Here is a 16,672-nt window from a genome sequence, read left to right on the forward strand (position 1 = left end):
GTTAGCTCAGCCCCGCGATGTCGGCCTTGACGGCGTCCTTGAGGCCGCGGATGCGCTCCTCGGTCTGTGCCTTCGGGATCGACACCAGCGCGTTCGTCGCGGTCGTCCCGCGCGTCGACTCCTCGAACGCGACCGGGTACGGCGCCTTGACGACCATCTGGATCTGCCACTTCCGCGGCACCGTGTCGTGGAGCTGGCTCCGCCCGAGGTCGAAGCTCAGGGGGTCCTTGGACTGGTCGCGAGTGTGCGCCATCACGGTGGGCATCTCGAACAGCGGCTGTTCGATGGTCGCCCCACCGCCCGGCGCGACCTTCTTGAACTCGACGCTCGCGGGGTCCCGCGGGATGTAGTAGACATCGAGCGTGGTGCCGGTGTTCGCGCTGGTGTAGTCGAACGTGTCGCCGGCGTAGTCGATGCTGTCGGGCTGGACGGGGGTTCCGTCGTCGTAGAGCACGAGCGACACCGTCGCCGGCGTGTCCAGCAGGTTGTGCGAGAGGTTGAACGTCTCCGTGTTGTCCGCGGTGCCGTCGACGCTGAAGGTCTCGTGAGCGGGTACTGCGAGGTCGAACTCGCGGTCCTCGCGGATGCGCAGCGGCCGCGGCGCCTCGTAGGTGGCGACGACCGATTCCTCGCCGGTCGTGTTCGTCGAGAACGCCCAGTCGCCGCGCTTGATGGTTCCCGGCTGGTACGAGACGTTCTGGAGGCGCTGCTTGATTTTCTGGACGGACATCAGTCGATGTCCACCTCGTCGACGGCGTCGCTGTCGACGTAGATCTCGCTCTTGGAGTGGTCGATGGCGACCGAGGAGTCGAGCAGGAGGTACGCCTTGTCGATGTCACGGATCTCCAGGGTGTCGTCCTTGAGTTCGTGCTTGACGGCGTCGACGTTCTCGCGGTCCTGCTGTTGGCTGACGTCCTTCTTGTGGTACGACCGGATGTTCGAGAACGGGATGCTGACGACCTGCCAGTTGTCGCTGGTCGGACGCTCGTAGGCGATGGCGACCCGCGTGTCGACGGGAAGGTCGTCGCCGTTCTGGTCCTTGAGGTCGGCGTAGATCGGGAAGCCCGTCGGCTTCTGGCCGACGTCGACCGCGTTCTTCAGGACGAGCCCGACACCGTCGTCGGGCTGGATCTCGAGCACCGGGTCGAACTGGCCGGTCGTGTTCGACAGCGTCGTCACGTAGTCGCCGGTGGTGCCCTGCGCGGCGTAGAGGGATTCACCCATCAGTTACCACCCACCTGCGTGACCTTGCGCTTGAGACCGGCGCGCTGGGCGAGCGCGTCGATGGTGTAGAGCCCGGAGCCGACCGAGACCATGCGGCGGCCGCCGTACTCGCCGGCGGCGACCCCGACGAGGCCGTACGCCTCGTTCGGGACGTCGAACGGCATCGAGCCCTCCAGTACGTTCGCGCCAACCATCGGGCCGGCGTAGCCAGCCGCCACCTCGGCGGCGTCCATCCAAGTTTCGTCGTCGGCGAGCGTCTGGAACGCATCGCCGAAATTCATGCTTGCCATGTCGCATGTCACGGCTGTTTCTACGGTGACAAAATACACCGAGTCAAGAACTGCTCCGAATGCCTGCTATTGACGCTCAAAATGCGGAATTGCCTTGGACAGAGAAATTTTATGAAATGGTGATTTAGCGCCCACCGACGAATTCTATCGGTTCAGCGATTGCTACACCTCCATTGTTTTTCTTGAATCCTCCGTCCTCTCCCTCGAGCACTTCAACAAACACCCAATCTGATGAATCAACGTCTCGTATTACGAACTCCTTCATCTCTTTCGTTTCCACCAAAGAGCCAGCACCCCTTGCCCGATTTTTGGAAGAGACGGTGGTTGAGGTTGGTCTCATCCAAAGGTGCTTTCCTACTAATTCACTAAGTGATGCAAGCCCTCGATGACCCTTGTTATAGGGACGGATGTCGTAATTTTCTATATAAATAAAACACTTACGTAACAGTTCAGTCCAATTAGAGACGTTAAACCCCAGACCAGACTTCAAGGTATCTGATTTTATCGCCTCCTTATGGTTCTCCTCAGGTTCGCTCCAATTCTCACCTGAGTCTCCTGCTGAAGAGTCCCATCTAGTAATATAGCCATCATAAACAGCAAACGATATCGACTCATCCGGATATTCCACGGTACCACTAAATCCGGAGGATGAATCAGGTTTCCATCGGTCGTCAGATATCGTCAGGGAGATGTCCTCTTCTATCGAAAATTCATAAATTATTGAGTTCGCATTCGTTGACACCCAAAGTAATTCGTAAGGGACGTTTTGAAACGCCTGAATGGAGTATAGAGCGTGATTATGGTCGGTGCGGGAGATGCTTTGAATTATTCGATTAACTTCCTCACTACTTTTTGAGAAGCCAGTTTGTTCCGCGATTGCTCCCCTGACTAAATCAGGATTTGAGAGATTTCGCTTCAAGGAATATTTCTCAAGCACTTGCTTTTCTTTCTCACTGAGACCCCCGCTTTCGGTATTCGGTTCCTGATAGTCCACTCCTGACTTCTTGGTATAAATGTCTCCACGGTCGCGAAGCTGGCTAATCATCTCCCAAGAAACGGTCGACCCATCCGAGTAACCGATTTCCTCAAATATGGTTGCAGCCCTTCCCGTAACCTGAAATGTTACGACCGATTGACCGATATTCGCATGGATATAGTAACCTCTCTTGTTAGCGTAGCGTTTGAGAGTTGGCATCTATTAAGATTGGTGAATGGAGAAGATGTGAAATTTATGGCCAGAAATCGAGTAGGGTTATTGAATCCGAGTTCTGACGATATCCGATTCAGCCATGAGATAGCCTAGTACTTCCGGGCGTGATGGTTCATAACCAAGCTCGTCAGCGAGTTCTTGTTTGATTTCGATAAATCGTTCCGCCTTTCCTGACCTGAGCGTGATATCAACCCTCATTGTTAGAAGGGATGTTGAATCCGCTTCCGGTTACTGCCGTAGTGCTCGCTCTCCATTTCGAACTCTCGCGAATCCAGCCGACGACGTTCGCCACCCTCGCTGTAGATCCACTCACTCCCGGTCGTGTGCCCCTCGTTGTCGGTGAAGCGCTGTAGCGCCAGCGGCTCGCCGTCGACGCACAGGTCTTCGCTCAGGTGCGACACCCCCGCCTTGTCCTTCAAGTGGACGTCCGCGTTGTACTCGATGGTGTCGAGCTGGCCGATGTCGTTCGTCGTCCCGAACCCACCGAGCATCGACGCCGTACAGCAAGACAGTACCGTCTTGTCGATCTTCGCGAACCGCTGGAACATCCACACCACGCCGAACCCGTCGCCGTGGTACGTCGTCGCCAGAGTGCTGATTTCCTCCGGATAGCTCCCGCGCTGGGGTGCGAACCGATGCGCCTCGTCGAGCACCAGAAACACCGATAGGTCCGTCGCTTCCAGCGCCAGGATGAGATTCGCCAGTAGCTCCTGCCACTGGCCGTCTTTCAGCCCAGCTCGGACGACCTGGAGTCCGTTGACACTCTCGACGATACCCTGCCACTGCTCGGGCGTGATGTTCTCGCTCCCGCTCGGTGCCGTCATCCGCTTCAGGTGCCCTGTTTCGACCAGCCCACTGTACTCGTCCTTGTAGTCCAGCACGACCGTCAGGTCGTAGTCCTCCGCGTTCTCCTCGATGTACGAGTGCGAGACGTAGGTCTTCCCCCATCCCGTCTGCGCGGCGAACGCGACGTTCATCCCCACCGCCAGCAGGGTCAGCACCGACAGCCCTACCGGATAGATCGGAGCAGCGACGGTCATCGTGGGACCGCCGGCGACGACAGCCGGTCTGGTTTGTCGTCGAGGGCGTGCCGGACGATGCGCTGGTTCTTCAGGTCGCGGTCGTGGCCGTCGTAGCCACCGACCGGCTCCTGCTCGTGGAGACGCGACGCCTCCAGCTCGTCGCGGAGATCGGGCGTGATGTGCCAGGACACCTGGCCCGTCGGCAACACCACCCAGACGACGGGGTACTCCGTCTCGGTGTCGTCATCGTAGTACCCGGCATCACAACCCATCCGGTGGCGGTCGACCGCCCACGCGAGTGCCATCCGGTTCCGGTCGGCGTAAGCCCGGTCTGCGGCGTTCACCTCGTCAGCGACCTCTTCGGCGGCGCCCCGTGCGGCGCTCTCGACGAGCCCCTTCAGCAGGTCACTCATCGTTGCCTCCGTCGAGTTCCGCGGTCACGGCGTCGATGGTCTCCTTTGCCTGGGACAGTCCGCCGACTGCGACGGCGCGCATCTCTCTCGCCTCGCGCGGTTCTCCGCCGTCGTCGCCCTCCGGCCACTCCACGACGAGATGCCGGAACTGCTTCAGGCTACAGCCGTACCGGCGCTGGCAGTACGACTCCGCGAGCACCACGTCGTCGCCCTCGGCACCGTTCTCACGCACGAGGTCCGCCCACCGCGCTTTCTGTGCCTCCCAGTCGACGCCGACCTTCTCGGTGGCCTCCTCGGCGTTGTCCACGCCCGAGCAGTTCACCACCCACCACTCGGGGAACCGGCCTTCGAGCTTCGCGAGCGCCAGCGACCGCAACTGTTCGCGACGGTCCTCCGGCGGAATCACACGCTCGATACGCTCCTCGTCCGCGAGGTCCGCCGCACGCTGGAGGTCGACCACGGACTCGACGAGCTGATGCTCGGCCCGCGCGACGATGTCTAGCAGCGCGTTCCCCATCTCCGAGGTCAGGAGCTTCTGGGCCATCCCCCGCTTGGTCGACCCCGGCATCGCGTCCAGCAGGCTCATGCGTCCACCTCGTCCATGACGTTGGCCGCGAGATCCGCGTCCTCGACGAGCACCATCACCGCGAAGACGACGCTGAAGACGCCGATAGACTGGCCGGGCGACAGTTCGTCCGGGCCGCCGTGGGCATCGACCCAGTCGTCGACGTACTCGTCGAGGTCGAGCTGGCGCGCCATGTCCGCGTACTCGTCCATCGCGTCGCCACGGTCGTCGACGCCCTCGCCGTACCGGTCCTTCGCGACGGTCGCGCCCATCCCGAGGGCGTTGCAGTAGACGTCTCCAAGCGTGGTGCGGTCCTCCTCCGGCGAGTGCGACGGTACTCCCTCGCTGTCGTCGCCGGCGTCGTCGGTCTCCTCGGCGTCGGTGTCGTCGTCGCTGGCCTCGGCGTCGGCCTCGGCCACCTGTTCGGCGACGTCGTCGGGGATGTCGACGAGATCGTCGTCGTCCAGGTTCGGCCCCTCCGGTTCGTCGGGCGCGGCTGCCTCGACGTCCGCGTCGGTCGCCTCCTCCGCGGCGGCGTCACCCACTGAGACCACCCCCGGACTGCCGGCTCATGGTGTCGCTCGTCGTCTGGTCGTCGTCCGTGCTACCCGATTCCGCTGGTTCAGTTCCTGTCTCACTGATTTCCGGCTGGTTCGACCGACGCCTCATCACCCAGAACAGGGCCACCGCCACCAAGATACCAGCGACGAGCAGGGTGGTCGTCGAGATCGGGACCGGGATACCACCACCGGTACCACCCGTCGGCCCCCCATCTGAAGGGGTGTCCTGGCTGGTATCGCCCCCGGTATCATCCCTGCCATCGTCTGCGCCTTTACCCCCGTTCCACTGCTGGTCTATCTCCTCGTCTGTCGGCATCTCTTGGTCGTCCCCGCTGGTAGCCCCCTCCTCACCCCCCTCTACAGGGGTGTCTTCGGGGGTGTCGTCGTTGGTCGCTTCCCCTTCGCCGTCTGCGCCTTCGGGTTGGTCGTCCGGCTGGTCGTCGCTGGTAGCCGCGTCATTACCAGCGTCGCCCTGCCCCTCGACCACCCCTTTCAGGTCGCTCCAGCGGTGGTCGCCGTCGCCCATCGAGTTGATGTGCGACCGTACCTGCTGGAGTGTCTTCTCGTCCGATTCACCGAACTTGCACCCCTCCACGGGGCAGTAGTAGTCTGTCATAGCGTCTCCTGTCCGCCTTCCGCGACCTGGAACGCATCCGGTTTCGCCTGCGTCGTCTCCGTCTCGCTGGTCGTCTCCTCGCGCTCGTCCACTCGAAGCCCGCCGGGGTTCTCCTCGACATGCTTCTCCCGCTCGCTCTCTACCTCGCCGCGTTCGCCGCCGGCGAGTCGCGTCTGCGGGTCGGCGTGCTCGCCCGACAGCGACCGCTGGGCGTCGTGCTCGACGACGTCACCGTCGTCCGCGAAGTGCGCGAGCGTCCGCACTTCCGGGATGTCCTCGGGCATCCCTGCCAGTGCCGCCAGCTCCTCGTGGAGCCGGTCGGGATGCAGTGCGTCCTGGCCGTGGCGGTCGCGAATCGCGTTGATGGCCTGGAACGCCTGTCGAGCGTTGATGACGGCCTTGCGGACGTCGTCGAGGTCCCGCGACAGTCGGCCGACAGCACTCCGGTAGCCCTGCCAGGACCGACTGAGCGCGCCCGCGACCTCCGGTTCGACGTCCATCTCGGGGAAGTCCCCGCCGCCGACTGTGACGAGGTCAGTTTGCTCAGTCGGGTCACGGTCGTCCTCGAACCCGAGCAGCGCGTCGATCTCGTCGTCGTCCATCCCGCACTCGTGTTGGAGGAACTCGCACGCCTCGGGTTCGCCGTGCTTGCAGTGGTCGCGGGCGTGATCGCACTGGTTGGACTGCGCGCTCCGAGCGGCCCGCGCGGCCTTCTCGGTCGCGGAGTCCTCTGCGTCCAACCGGTCGCCGCGTTCGTCCCGCTTGGCACGTTCGGCGAGTGCGACGTGCTCGTCGACAGTCAGGTCGGGGTTGACGAACGCGCTCCAGTCCTCGACGCCCTCGTCGCGCATCACGCCCTTGATGGCCCGGAGCTTCGGGACGTTCAGCCCGTCCTTCGAGAAATCGAAGCGGTCGCGCTCGCCGTCGGTCAGCGAGAGCTGACCGGTGCCGTCGTGGTCGTCGCGGGAAATCGCCGCCTGCTGTCCGACCGCGTCGAGCACCCGGTCGGGCGCGTCCGAGACGATGGTGACGGTCTTCATGCGAGCGTCGTCGTGCGGGCACAGGTACTCGTCGAACTCCTCGCGAACGCCACGCGCCTCGTCGCGACTCCCGAACTCGAACTCAGGCACGCGCCACCTCCAGCCGCGGCGTTTCCGGCAGTCGCGGCAGCACTAAGCCCGGCAGCCACGCCGACGGCCAGCCGCCCTCAGACATCGCCGTACACCTCGATGTACGGGAAGAACTCGCGGTTCGGTTCGGTCTCCTCAAGGCGACCCCAGGAGACGACGAGCGCCTTCTCACCGAGCGCGCCAACGTCGCGGTCGTCGTCGAGCGCGGGATACTCCGGTGTGTCCAGTGTCCACCACGCCAGCCCGTCCGTCTCACCGGCCAGCGCCTTCCGAACGCCCCGGAGGAACCGCTGTTCGGCCTCTGTGTGCGCCTGAAACACGACGCGATCACTACCCTTCGAGACGTTCATCCGTGAACTCGTCCGGGAACGAGTGGTCGTTAGCGAGATGCAGCTCCATCCCCACTCGTGTGGCTCGATTTACTTTGCACCCATCACGTCGGCACTCCATAGGTCCCACCTCCTTTTACGGACTCAATCAGCTCGGTTCTGGTCAGTTTGACCATGCCCACTCGTCACGGCCGAACCCCGTAAACGTAATCTAGTTTATAATTTCTGAATCTCTGAATGTCGGAGGATATCTGCCATCCGCTCAATTTCTACAACATTTTCCAAACCACGACCGAGATAATCACTGAGAAATAGACATAAGGAAGCGCGATTACGCCTACAAGCGCTACAGACGGTTCACTATATGATAAGAGTCGATTTGATAACTTAATCCAGAAATAAACTCCTGCAAGGAGGTTGAGCAGAAGACAGCCTCCTATGATGGATTTGGCGAGAGTAGAGTCCGGCAGTAGTTCCATCATCCCTCTCCAAAGGTTCCAGAATTTTTCACCGAAATCGCTCTTGGAGTTCTTCCGGCGGTTCCTTCTGTTTTCCCGCCGAATTTGTGCAGGACTCTTTCCCGCATCTGCGTCCAATAGGTTCTGAACCTGCCTCATCAACAGGTGTGTCATTGAGGCAGCGAACATCACAAGAAAGAGTATAACGAGATTCACTCTACTCGGAGAAATTGAGTAGACTAGGATCGAGGCGGCAAGCGGCCAAAAGGCCATTTCGGGAGCGCCCTTGGCGGCCGAAGAAAAGCTGATTCTCATGGTGACGACTCACCTTCGTCCGTAGGAAAGGCAACGTAGTTTTCAAGGTCTTCTCCAACCGTCACCATAGTATCATCTGGCCACAAGAGAAGTCGAAAAATCCAGAGAAGGTCGCTGTATGAACCGAGAGAATGCATTAGGAGACCCCATACGAGCAGATGCTCCATGTCGCCAAGATCTCCTGTTAGAAGGAGTGGTAAATAGATAATTGTGAGCAGTTGAGGAGCCAACAAACCAAGGATACTCTCCCAGGTCTCGACGTCTTCATCAGGGATATAGATACTACTCGGCCAGATATACACGGGATTATAACCCAAAGCTCGGTCAGCTATGAAATGCAGAGATTCATGGAGAAAGAGAGTGCCGGCTAACCCTATTCCGATTCCTACAATTAGAAGTCGGTAATCGGGGTGACCAAATTGTAAACCGTATTCCAGAGTCAGAAGCAAGAACATGCTACCGATTAGACCGAGGGATATCCACTGAGAATACCCGGGTAAGGAATACTGTTCGTAGGGAGTGTAGCCCTCTGGAGAATTAGGAGCAACCAATCTTTTCCACCATGTACCCGATTACCAGTTATGTTGTTGAGGTTTTCGGAAGCGGGGGTGAAATTCGTAGTTCTTGGAGGAGTTCGACGGTTAGGTCCCTTCCGCCTCTGGACTATTTTCGCGGGCAAGGCATAAGTGATAACAGGGAAGAATACCCGCAAATGGATGTTCCGTTCGTCGGTGAAAGAGGCGAAGTCACTATATCCAGGATTAGCAATAACGGGAACGCTCTAGTCGAATTGGATGATGAAGGCCACATCAATGTTGGCCCGGTCCATTGTTTGACTGTGGAAGAGGGCGATACTGTAGAGGTGAAGCGTCTCAATGAGAGGTATGCTAAGTGTGTTTCCGACGATACAGGGATTGAATATGACGTCGAATTTCAGAAGGTGGCAGATTGCTCTTCGTCAAGCAAGAATAGTACGGACAGTGTGAAAACGGCCGACAGGTCAAATAGCAAAACCAGTAAGGATACGAAATCTTGGAAGGGCGAAAATAAGAATCATCTCGCCAGCGATCGGCTATAACATCACCTATTCTTATCAGGAGAACTCAAAAATCAGGAAGAGGGAAGTCGGGGTTCTTGCCAAAGACCGGCAATAGGGGTAAATCCTGATGAGAAGGCCTGGGGAATCCTGAAGTTGAAATTTCCGAGTTCACTAGGAGGTGTCGAATCAGTCTTCGCGGAGAGCTTTTTTACCCAAATAGATATCGGAGTTCTTCGTTATCATATGGGAGTTTCTCAGAAACCTCATATTCGATATCAGGCTCGGCTACGAGGATTGCTAAGGTCTGAATATTTTGAGGGCCAGAATTCAATTCGTTTTCTCCCCCATCAGGTAGGAAACCACGTGCTGGGAGATTTTCATCGCTCGTTGTCAAAATCTCTTCTAAGTTTTCAAATATCCAAGGGTCTCCGGTCACTCCTCTGAAGAACGCGTTAAGGAAACTACGAGTTTCTCGATTTCCTATGCTTAAATGTAAATGCTTCCCATTTGCCCCATAATTATCTGGATCAACTTTCCGTATGCTTTGAGCCGGGAAGTACCGGAAGCTTTCCTTTAGATACACCAAGCCAAATGAGCTAGGTGTGTGATGTAGCATGGTTTCACAATCTTCCTTTAGATGCCGGACTAGATCTTTCGCCGCACCTCGTTTAGCGTATTGTTTCTTCCATTTCGCTTGGGCCATCACGCCTGTGCCTGTAATGCCCCCCTTTTTAGCAAAAAAGAGAGCAAGGATCAGATCTGATCCAACATATTGTTCTGCAGAATTCTGCCCCGAATCCGGGACTTTTTTTGACTCTATATGATATCGTGTCGCCTTTCCAACATTGTTTATTTTTGATTTAATGTTATTGATGAATTCGTTCGTGACCTTGTCCTCATCCCACCATGACGAGTACCCATTACGTGTAATTCGTGCCGCTTCGGCCCCAAGCTGACTCAATTCATCCGCATCATTGGCGTATAACATTAATAGTGCCTGCAAATCAGCAGCAAAGTCATTAGTCTTTGTTATTTATATCACCAACCCAAATGTGGGAACCGCAGATTGTTATTTACCCATACTATAGTAATAAAATGGCAATAGGGCGGTGAGTTGCCGGACAAGAGTTCACAGTTCTTGAAGATCTATGAGGACTAAGTCACTAACGAAGTTAGAGACATGAGAAATAAAGATGCGGGAACGACTAAGGACAGTAGAGACTCACCTACTGAATCTGTCCCAGGTGTCACTCACGTCTGGTATAGAATCCGTAGCATCAGAATCTTCCCAGGGAATTAGATAGACGCCTGCGTCTGACATCTCTTGATATCCGAGGTCGTCCATTAGTGAGTTCCACCGGCTTTCAATTGTAAATCCATATTGACTCCGCAACACAGAGGGGAGTTCTGTATACAGCATCCTTCTTTCTTTATCATGAGTCTTGAGCCGGTCTGAAATTGGGCCGTATTCTGGAGACTTGAAGCTGCGTAATAAGAGAAGGAGCCGGATATTACGTTCATAAATGGTCCCGAATTCATCTGCAAGAGCGTCATTCATCTCTCTCATCCAAGCATGGGCTCCCATAGTAACGAATTCAATTCCAGGTATATACATTTGCCAGTAGAATGCGTTCCACGATTATCAGGGAAGGTCTGTGATTGGCTACAGCGCAAGCCAACTCGCACCGTGGGAAGATCGGTCGAGCCAAGACCGGAATGCGGGCACCACTCATATATGTCTGAGAGATAATCGGTTCAAGATGGCCCAGAAAGAAGCACCTTGTCTCTACTGTGATGAGACGTTTGTCTTCGTAGCCGCAGCTCATTTGGAGACCCACTTTGGTGATTCAAATGCTTTTAATCGCTACAAAGAATGGCTCGCTGATGAACATGGGATTGATTCAAATCATGAAGTGTTCCACACTCCAGGAGCACTAACGCGGGCTGAGGACTTTGAGGATTACAAGCACCTTTTTGACTGAGTCCGAATCACGTCTCTGCTTGCAGAGATGAGCAACCAGAAGAATCTGGTTGCGTAGTTCTTGGACAAGTTCATCGATGAGGCTTCGCACAGGGGCTGTGCCACATTTTAGGATGCCCAAACAGAATGTCCTGGTCTATCTTACGCCCTTTTTGAATTTGGAAACCACCAAAATCCTTATTTTGATTCTAAAACATGGTATTGACAGGGCGAAACGCCCCAAGAGAGCGAAAATGAATCTCAATATAGAGATGAACTTCGAGGAGGACGAAATCGGTAAAGCGGCAAAGGTCATCGAAGCAGTACAAGAAGAGGCCTCAGCTACTGTCTCAGTTTCCGGCATCGAATTGTCGGTTACTGAATCAGCAGTTTTGGAAGCCGTCAGAAATGATGCCGAAGGGAGAGCATTGCGAACGGTCCATCGGAAAGCGGCAGAGCTCGAAGATTCAATCACGTGGACTGACGAGTGGAGCGATGAAAGGACGAAGGTTCAAACGGCCCTGGGGAGTCTTCGAAACAAGAACTTAGTCCGGCTGGAGGACCGCTCCTACTATCCTGTAGAAAACAACTGAGACAGGAATCGTTTCAAAATTTCGTAGTTCTACAACAAGTCCGACACGCACACCCTGTCTGACCCCAGATTCGGCCTGATTCTACGGGTGGAGAAGATTCTAGGTGTCGGGGTTGTTGCAACTACTGTATGCGCATCGAACGCTGCGAGAACCACCACTCGTATCGCTGCTGGCTCACGCCCGACGAGTACCAGCACCTGAAGCGTGCCGCGGGCAGTTATCGCGACAGTCTCATCATCCAGCTCGGTGGGGAGGTCGGGCTCCGGTCGTTCGAGATCCCGCAGATTCGTCCCGAGCACGTTCGCCAGGTGGACGGGCACGCTCGACTCCGGGTGCCGGAGGGAAAGGACACCGAAGGTGGCGGTGGGAAGCCACGCGACGCCTACCTTCCCGAGAGCGTCGAGAGCGACCTACTGCGGTATGCGAACGTCGAGGGCATCGAACGAGACGAACCCATCTTCGACGTCACGAAGCGAACCGTCCAGCGCCGCGTGAAGGCGACCGCCGAGGTCGTCGCCGACGAGTCCGACGATCCGGACTGGCGGAAGGTATCCAGCCACGATTTGCGCAGGTACTACGCGCAGACGCTCCTGGTCCGAGAGCGGATGAATCCGAGAGTCATGATGCAGGTCGGCGGCTGGGGTTCGTTCGACGCTATCGGACCATATCTGAACGCGCCGACTGAGGAAGTGGTCAACGAGGAGTTCGCTGGAGCGAGTGTAAACTAAGCCTCCTTCATCGAGGGAGAGTCTTGGATTCCGTACGCAGTCGGCCCATCTTTCTTCAAGGAGAGAATCCCGCCGTTGACGGTGGGAGTGAATCCGACAACCCCTCCACACCCCTCGTTCAGCAGCAAGACAGATATTTAAGTAACATCGACTCGTCGTATGATGTACACCGAGGCGGGCATCCACCGCCCAAATAAACGGATAGTATCGGGACTCCGAGACCCAGAACGTTCGAGACACCAATCTCGAACCGCTGTGCGTGTCTCGACTGCGAGATAACTCCGAGTCCCCCTGCCGGGGATAGGAGTAACGGCGGTGTGGCCCCGCCATCGACCCGTCATACCGACGAGTCGTGAACCCGCAAATATCCCAACCAAGCGGTGCGGTGCCGTGGGAAGCCTCGCCGTTCACGGCGAGGAGGAGGTCACACAAGGACCGCTCCTGTACTGTCAGGTAGAGAGGGGAGGATGGGTTCCAACTATACACTCAAGGACGCCCCCGAGCACATCATCCGCGATCTGATTGAACGCGAGTATCCCAACGATGGCGATGTCCACAGTAGAAATGCGCTCTACCTGCTAAGGTGCCGCCACAGCTCGTCTCGCGAAGCAATCAAACGCGAAGTCGTCCGCGGAGAAGACAGCTACTACGATTCTCCACCGTCCTGGATCGACAAGGCGTTCGATGCAGACCGGCTGTACTACGTGGGGCGATACTCTGGAGACGTGCGAGAGCGGATATTGAAGCACTGTCGGGGTACGGGTGCTAATTTCACCGGTATCTTTCCGCCCGTCGAGATTGTCACCATAAAGTGGATTCCCGGATCAGAGGACACGGATGAAAGAGAGCGGAAGTTAGCAAACCAGATACAGGAAAGCTCTGAGAACAACGGTTACAGCGCCTACGTCTACCAGTTCTAGCTGCTTTGGTTCGTGTTCTGATTTCTGGAAGTTTCCGGAAACGACCCTGAAAGCCATTTGAGTAGAGCGGCACTTGTATCGGTCGTTCCAGGTGCTGTATGGGTCGTGGACGGCGATGGTGTCGGTGGTGTAGCGGACGGCGACGACGATGTGGCCGGCGCTGGCTATCCAGCCGTCGGTCACGACGGGGGTGGCCCGGTCGAGTCGGGTTCGAGGTCTGTTCTGGTTCGGGTGCTGGTGGCGCGTCGCGGGTTCGCGCTATTCGTCGGCTGGCATCGCGCGCTCGACGCGCTCGTGGACGACCGGGTCCAGGTCGTCGAGAACGCGTCGAACCCGGTCTGGGTGTTCGCTGGCGGCGCGTTCGAGGAGCTCGAGGACGCGCTCGCGCCAGTCCGCGTCCGCGTTCGCGTCGACTACGTCGCCGAGCACGTCGGCGTGATTCTCGACGTCGTCGACGGTGACGGCGGCGTCGCTGTTTCCGTCGTCGGCGAGTCCTTCGAGTGCTTCTGCGACGCGGAGCTGTGCGGGACGCGTGGAGGCGTCGAGCGCGTCGACGAGTAGTTCGAGGACGTTGACGCCGGTTTTCTCCGGGACGGTGGACGCGTCAGGGAACGAGAGCTCGGTCCGGCCGCCGACGTCCTCGACGACGACGCCGTCGTCGGTCTCCGCGATGGTGTCTTCGTCGAGCGGGACGGCGCGCGTGGCGACGAACTCGGGGTCGTCCACCCAGAGCGCGGTGAGGACGCGGAGTGCTTCCGCGGCGACGCGCGGGTCGTCGTCGTCGGTGACGACGGCGCGCAGCCACCCGAAGCCGCCGTGGTCCGCGAAGAACGCACGGTCGGTGTTCGCGACCTGTTCGATGACGCTGACGGCCGCGAGGCGCCGTTCGGGGAGCGTCGACGTTCGGCCGTTCGTGACCCGGTCCCAGGCGTCGTCGGTGAGTACCGGGGTGCCGGCGAGCGACGCCGTCTGCACGGCCTTCGAGCGAAGGTGGGAGTGTTGGTGCGTCTTGTAGATGTGGTGCATGGCGGCGTCGACGGATTGAGCCAGCTGACTGGGGTGTGTGTCGCCGATGGCTCCCTCCAGTCGGCTGCGGTCGGCCGCGCCGATCATGCAGAGTGCTCGCGCGGCGGAGTCACGCGGCCCGCAGCGGTGATAGTCGCTCGTCGCCGTCTCGAAGAGCGGGTCGACGACGGCGTCGGCGACCGATGGTTCGTGGTAGCCGAGACGACCGAGGACGGTCGCGTGGAGTTCGCGAACGCCGTCGAACTCGCCGCGTCCGGTGACGAGTGCGTCCGGGAGGTTGCCGTCGCCGAGGACGTATTCCGGGTGCGTCTCGTAGAGTGCGCCGAGCAGTCGAAGCGCCGGTTCGGTCCCGTTCGGATTGAGCCCGGGATGGTGCTCGCCCCGGATCAGTGCGAGGAGCGTGTCGCGGACGTCGACGGCGACGACGATTTCCGGGTCGAGTGCGGCGAGCCGTTCCAGTCCCTGGCCGGCGCGGTGCTGTTTGTGCGGGTACGGTTCTTCGAGGTTCGACACCAGGACGTCGGTAGCGGTGTCGACGACCTCGTCGAAGACGCTTCCGTCGTCGTCCCCGGCGAGCGCGGCGACGAGCGTTCGCTTCGCGGGGTCGCGTTCGTCGTCGGTACCGACCGTCGCTGTCGTGATGATTGCTTCGGGTATCGTGTCGAAGACGTCGACGCCGACCTCGCGGAGGTCGTCGAGTGCCGCGGCGAGTGACGCTCTGACGGTCGCGGTGTCACCGGGTTGGTGCCCGGCGCGCTCGTCGAGTGCGCGGCAGAGCGCCGGTGCGTGGTCGCGGAGCGCGCTCGCGTCGGCGGCCGCGAGCGCGGCGAGTGCACCCGCAGCGTCCTCCCTGATGGATTCGGTGTCGTCACCGTCGTCGTCGAGCGCGTCGACGAGTGCGTCGGTCGCGGCCGCCACCGCGGTCGGTTCGACGTCACTGATCGCGTGAAGTGCGCCCGCGGCGGCTTTCCGAACGTCCAGCTCGGGGTCCGCGAGCGCTTCGGCGAGCGCGTCGACGTGACGCTGCTCGGCCCCGGTGTCGACGGCGACCGTCCCGAGTGCTTCGCTCGTTCGTGCCCGCGGACCGGGTTCGGCGGTCGTCGCCCACGTCACGAGGTCGTCGACTTCGTCGGTCGTGACGGCGTCGGGGTCGGTGTCGACGGTGGTCACGACGGCGCGCTGGGTGGCGGTGAGCCCCTCGTCGTCGCGGGCCCGCTCGCCGTCGGCTGGCTCGACGGCGTTCGCCGGGGCGACGAGAACCTCGTCGCCGTGGCTGGCGGGGAAGGCGTCGTCAGACTCTTCGACGACACCGAGCCGGAACTGCGTGAGGCGATGCCGCGTCGGCGTCACGATGGCGTACTCGCGCTCGACCGTCACGGTCGCCGTCGCGTCGCTCGGCCCATCGATGGCGTGCTCGAACCCAGCGAGTGCGGACGACGGCTGGACCGTCCACGTCCGCGGGTGGCCGACGCCATCGGGCTGGTTCTCGTCGTCCACGGCGAGCGTCGGAACCGTCGACGTCGCCCAGACCGTCTGTGGTGCCAGTTTCTCGTACCGCTCGCGTTGCGCTTCGAACGCCGCCGCCTGCGCGCTCCCGTCGACGAACGCCTCCCGGTCGAACGGCTCGAACAGCCATTCGACGACGAAGTACGCGGTCGTGTTCTCGTAGGACGACGGGTCACCGGTGGCGTCGTATATCCGCCCCCGGTCTTCGGGCGTCGTCTGGGCGAGGCCGGCGAGGAACGCGCTCGCCGCGTCGAGGTAGTTCTCGGTCGCCAGCGCGCCGGTAGGCGCTTGCACCTCGTAGTACAGGTACCGCTCGTCGTCCATGTCACTGTACCCGGCGGCGTCGGCCTTCGCCCCTTCCCGTTGCTTCCTGTGGTGTTCGAAGTCGGTGTCCCGCACCTCCTGTTGCTCTCCAATGATGCCCGGGTCCACGTCCCCGTTGGCTGGCGACATGGCGTCGTCGTGCCAGAGGAAGTACTCGACGCTGTCGGCGTAGTGGAGGTCTCGGTCCATCCACTTGTCGTCGAACGCGCTCGGCCAGTCGGGGTCGAGCTTCGTCCCGTCGTCGAGCAGCGGCCCGGAGTGAAACTCCTCGGGCAGGTCGAGGGCGTCCGCCTGGAAGGCGTCGTACAGCGGGTCGAACAGCTCGCGCTGCGACCGTTCGACGAACTCGCGGTACGACTCCCAGGACTCGAACCCGTTCGGACTCCTCATACACTCACCACGAGCTGAGGTTGAATAAAGTCTCGCCATGCACGGTGAAAGTGG

Annotated in this window: 20 protein-coding genes; 4 read left to right on the plus strand and 16 right to left on the minus strand. The window is 59.3% G+C overall.

Annotated elements, in window-relative coordinates; genetic code table 11:
* Window position 1: 1 nt before the first annotated feature.
* The 15 genes from VYJ16_RS11700 to VYJ16_RS11770 all read right to left on the minus strand — a co-directional run bounded on the left by VYJ16_RS11700 (window position 2) and on the right by VYJ16_RS11770 (window position 10,738).
* Window positions 2–730: a hypothetical protein gene (locus VYJ16_RS11700; RefSeq protein ID WP_336350485.1), complete on the minus strand. Its 729-nt coding sequence runs from the start codon at window positions 728–730 to the stop codon at window positions 2–4.
* Window positions 730–1,224, minus strand: coding sequence for a hypothetical protein (locus VYJ16_RS11705; protein ID WP_336350486.1), 495 nt, complete (start codon window positions 1,222–1,224; stop codon window positions 730–732). The genes VYJ16_RS11700 and VYJ16_RS11705 overlap by 1 nt, the downstream gene beginning before the upstream one ends.
* Window positions 1,224–1,514 carry a hypothetical protein gene (locus VYJ16_RS11710; protein ID WP_336350487.1) on the minus strand — a complete coding sequence of 97 codons (291 nt, stop codon included), beginning with the start codon at window positions 1,512–1,514 and terminating at the stop codon, window positions 1,224–1,226. Before VYJ16_RS11710 ends, VYJ16_RS11705 begins: the two co-directional genes overlap by 1 nt.
* A gap of 124 nt (window positions 1,515–1,638) precedes the next feature.
* On the minus strand, window positions 1,639–2,709 hold the full coding sequence (locus tag VYJ16_RS11715; RefSeq protein ID WP_336350488.1) for a hypothetical protein: 1,071 nt from the start codon (window positions 2,707–2,709) through the stop codon (window positions 1,639–1,641).
* Window positions 2,710–2,924: 215 nt separating this feature from the next.
* Complete coding sequence (locus VYJ16_RS11720; protein WP_336350489.1) at window positions 2,925–3,764, minus strand: P-loop NTPase family protein; 840 nt, start codon at window positions 3,762–3,764, stop codon at window positions 2,925–2,927.
* On the minus strand, window positions 3,761–4,159 hold the full coding sequence (locus VYJ16_RS11725; RefSeq protein ID WP_336350490.1) for a hypothetical protein: 399 nt from the start codon (window positions 4,157–4,159) through the stop codon (window positions 3,761–3,763). Before VYJ16_RS11725 ends, VYJ16_RS11720 begins: the two co-directional genes overlap by 4 nt.
* Window positions 4,152–4,745 carry a hypothetical protein gene (locus tag VYJ16_RS11730; RefSeq protein WP_336350491.1) on the minus strand — a complete coding sequence of 198 codons (594 nt, stop codon included), beginning with the start codon at window positions 4,743–4,745 and terminating at the stop codon, window positions 4,152–4,154. Before VYJ16_RS11730 ends, VYJ16_RS11725 begins: the two co-directional genes overlap by 8 nt.
* Window positions 4,742–5,269, minus strand: a complete 528-nt coding sequence (locus VYJ16_RS11735) for a hypothetical protein (protein WP_336350492.1) — start codon at window positions 5,267–5,269, stop codon at window positions 4,742–4,744. The genes VYJ16_RS11730 and VYJ16_RS11735 overlap by 4 nt, the downstream gene beginning before the upstream one ends.
* The gene (locus VYJ16_RS11740) at window positions 5,262–5,900 is read right to left on the minus strand and encodes a hypothetical protein (protein WP_336350493.1); all 639 of its coding nucleotides are present in this window, start codon (window positions 5,898–5,900) and stop codon (window positions 5,262–5,264) included. Before VYJ16_RS11740 ends, VYJ16_RS11735 begins: the two co-directional genes overlap by 8 nt.
* On the minus strand, window positions 5,897–7,030 hold the full coding sequence (locus tag VYJ16_RS11745) for a hypothetical protein (RefSeq protein WP_336350494.1): 1,134 nt from the start codon (window positions 7,028–7,030) through the stop codon (window positions 5,897–5,899). Before VYJ16_RS11745 ends, VYJ16_RS11740 begins: the two co-directional genes overlap by 4 nt.
* 77 nt (window positions 7,031–7,107) lie before the next feature.
* Complete coding sequence (locus tag VYJ16_RS11750; RefSeq protein WP_336350495.1) at window positions 7,108–7,380, minus strand: hypothetical protein; 273 nt, start codon at window positions 7,378–7,380, stop codon at window positions 7,108–7,110.
* A gap of 248 nt (window positions 7,381–7,628) precedes the next feature.
* On the minus strand, window positions 7,629–8,132 hold the full coding sequence (locus VYJ16_RS11755; RefSeq protein WP_336350496.1) for a hypothetical protein: 504 nt from the start codon (window positions 8,130–8,132) through the stop codon (window positions 7,629–7,631).
* Window positions 8,129–8,587 (minus strand): metalloprotease family protein, encoded by a 459-nt coding sequence (locus VYJ16_RS11760; protein ID WP_336350497.1) that lies wholly within the window; start codon window positions 8,585–8,587, stop codon window positions 8,129–8,131. The genes VYJ16_RS11755 and VYJ16_RS11760 overlap by 4 nt, the downstream gene beginning before the upstream one ends.
* A gap of 792 nt (window positions 8,588–9,379) precedes the next feature.
* Window positions 9,380–10,159, minus strand: a complete 780-nt coding sequence (locus VYJ16_RS11765; protein ID WP_336350498.1) for a hypothetical protein — start codon at window positions 10,157–10,159, stop codon at window positions 9,380–9,382.
* A 234-nt stretch (window positions 10,160–10,393) separates the two neighbouring features.
* A complete protein-coding gene (locus tag VYJ16_RS11770; protein ID WP_336350499.1) occupies window positions 10,394–10,738 on the minus strand; it encodes a hypothetical protein in 345 nt (114 codons plus the stop codon).
* A gap of 193 nt (window positions 10,739–10,931) precedes the next feature.
* On the opposite strand from VYJ16_RS11770, the gene VYJ16_RS11775 reads away from it, so the two are divergent.
* The 4 genes from VYJ16_RS11775 (at window position 10,932) to VYJ16_RS11790 (ending at window position 13,372) form a co-directional block, all read left to right on the plus strand.
* Window positions 10,932–11,153: a hypothetical protein gene (locus VYJ16_RS11775; protein WP_336350500.1), complete on the plus strand. Its 222-nt coding sequence runs from the start codon at window positions 10,932–10,934 to the stop codon at window positions 11,151–11,153.
* 76 nt (window positions 11,154–11,229) lie between these two features.
* On the plus strand, window positions 11,230–11,724 hold the full coding sequence (locus VYJ16_RS11780) for a hypothetical protein (RefSeq protein ID WP_336350501.1): 495 nt from the start codon (window positions 11,230–11,232) through the stop codon (window positions 11,722–11,724).
* Window positions 11,725–11,852: 128 nt separating this feature from the next.
* On the plus strand, window positions 11,853–12,452 hold the full coding sequence (locus VYJ16_RS11785; RefSeq protein ID WP_336350502.1) for a site-specific integrase: 600 nt from the start codon (window positions 11,853–11,855) through the stop codon (window positions 12,450–12,452).
* 467 nt (window positions 12,453–12,919) lie between these two features.
* Window positions 12,920–13,372 carry a GIY-YIG nuclease family protein gene (locus VYJ16_RS11790; protein ID WP_336350503.1) on the plus strand — a complete coding sequence of 151 codons (453 nt, stop codon included), beginning with the start codon at window positions 12,920–12,922 and terminating at the stop codon, window positions 13,370–13,372.
* Between the two features lie 258 nt (window positions 13,373–13,630).
* On the opposite strand, the gene VYJ16_RS11795 is transcribed toward VYJ16_RS11790, so the two are convergent.
* Complete coding sequence (locus tag VYJ16_RS11795; RefSeq protein ID WP_336350504.1) at window positions 13,631–16,618, minus strand: hypothetical protein; 2,988 nt, start codon at window positions 16,616–16,618, stop codon at window positions 13,631–13,633.
* Window positions 16,619–16,672: the final 54 nt, after the last annotated feature.

The organism is Halorubellus litoreus (assembly GCF_037081675.1).
Taxonomy (GTDB): Archaea; Halobacteriota; Halobacteria; order Halobacteriales; family Natrialbaceae; genus Halorubellus; species Halorubellus litoreus.

Bases quoted from the DNA above. Each gene is read 5' to 3' on its own strand.
- VYJ16_RS11795 (WP_336350504.1), bottom strand. From the start codon at position 16,618: ATGAGGAGTCCGAACGGGTTCGAGTCCTGGGAGTCGTACCGCGAGTTC.
- VYJ16_RS11740 (WP_336350493.1), bottom strand. From the start codon at position 5,900: ATGACAGACTACTACTGCCCCGTGGAGGGGTGCAAGTTCGGTGAATCG.
- VYJ16_RS11725 (WP_336350490.1), bottom strand. From the start codon at position 4,159: ATGAGTGACCTGCTGAAGGGGCTCGTCGAGAGCGCCGCACGGGGCGCC.
- VYJ16_RS11730 (WP_336350491.1), bottom strand. From the start codon at position 4,745: ATGAGCCTGCTGGACGCGATGCCGGGGTCGACCAAGCGGGGGATGGCC.
- VYJ16_RS11720 (WP_336350489.1), bottom strand. From the start codon at position 3,764: ATGACCGTCGCTGCTCCGATCTATCCGGTAGGGCTGTCGGTGCTGACC.
- VYJ16_RS11760 (WP_336350497.1), bottom strand. From the start codon at position 8,587: ATGTTCTTGCTTCTGACTCTGGAATACGGTTTACAATTTGGTCACCCC.
- VYJ16_RS11765 (WP_336350498.1), bottom strand. From the start codon at position 10,159: ATGTTATACGCCAATGATGCGGATGAATTGAGTCAGCTTGGGGCCGAA.
- VYJ16_RS11705 (WP_336350486.1), bottom strand. From the start codon at position 1,224: ATGGGTGAATCCCTCTACGCCGCGCAGGGCACCACCGGCGACTACGTG.
- VYJ16_RS11710 (WP_336350487.1), bottom strand. From the start codon at position 1,514: ATGGCAAGCATGAATTTCGGCGATGCGTTCCAGACGCTCGCCGACGAC.
- VYJ16_RS11700 (WP_336350485.1), bottom strand. From the start codon at position 730: ATGTCCGTCCAGAAAATCAAGCAGCGCCTCCAGAACGTCTCGTACCAG.
- VYJ16_RS11775 (WP_336350500.1), top strand. From the start codon at position 10,932: ATGGCCCAGAAAGAAGCACCTTGTCTCTACTGTGATGAGACGTTTGTC.
- VYJ16_RS11770 (WP_336350499.1), bottom strand. From the start codon at position 10,738: ATGAGAGAGATGAATGACGCTCTTGCAGATGAATTCGGGACCATTTAT.
- VYJ16_RS11790 (WP_336350503.1), top strand. From the start codon at position 12,920: ATGGGTTCCAACTATACACTCAAGGACGCCCCCGAGCACATCATCCGC.
- VYJ16_RS11780 (WP_336350501.1), top strand. From the start codon at position 11,230: ATGAGGCTTCGCACAGGGGCTGTGCCACATTTTAGGATGCCCAAACAG.
- VYJ16_RS11750 (WP_336350495.1), bottom strand. From the start codon at position 7,380: ATGAACGTCTCGAAGGGTAGTGATCGCGTCGTGTTTCAGGCGCACACA.
- VYJ16_RS11785 (WP_336350502.1), top strand. From the start codon at position 11,853: ATGCGCATCGAACGCTGCGAGAACCACCACTCGTATCGCTGCTGGCTC.
- VYJ16_RS11755 (WP_336350496.1), bottom strand. From the start codon at position 8,132: ATGAGAATCAGCTTTTCTTCGGCCGCCAAGGGCGCTCCCGAAATGGCC.
- VYJ16_RS11715 (WP_336350488.1), bottom strand. From the start codon at position 2,709: ATGCCAACTCTCAAACGCTACGCTAACAAGAGAGGTTACTATATCCAT.